Origin of the sequence: Cryobacterium sp. 10I1 (assembly GCF_035019805.1) — a bacterium.
Lineage (GTDB): Bacteria > Actinomycetota > Actinomycetes > Actinomycetales > Microbacteriaceae > Cryobacterium > Cryobacterium glucosi.
On record NZ_JASJVF010000584.1, the window covers coordinates 1 to 378 of the forward strand.

A 378-nucleotide genomic window follows, 5' to 3' on the forward strand; every position below is an offset into this window, starting at 1 on the left:
TCGACAGCACCGTTGACCGTGCGGGTCGTGGACTACACGATCGACGACGGCCGCGACAATCCCGATGGCTACCGGTTGCTGACAACGATCCTTGATCCGGGTGAGGCATCTGCGGAAGAGCTCGCGACCGTGTACTCAGAACGGTGGGAGATCGAGTCTGTGTTCGATGAGTTGAAAGCGCATCAGCGCGCCCAGCGCATGGTGATGCGGTCCAAGGCCCCGGACCTGGTCAAGCAGGAAATCTGGGGCCACCTCTGCTGCCACTACGCGATCCGAACCCTGATGATCGAGGCCGCACAACACGCTCACCGCGACCCCGACCGGGTCTCCTTCGTCGCCGAACTCCGCATCGCCCGCTGCCCCGTAGCCCCGTAGCCC

1 protein-coding gene is annotated in these 378 nt (G+C 64.0%); it reads left to right on the forward strand.

Features of this window, described 5'->3' with window-relative positions; translation table 11 throughout:
* On the forward strand, nt 1-375 hold a 375-nt coding region (locus QN345_RS19880), incomplete at its 5' end, for a transposase (protein WP_323509222.1).
* Nucleotides 376-378: the final 3 nt, after the last annotated feature.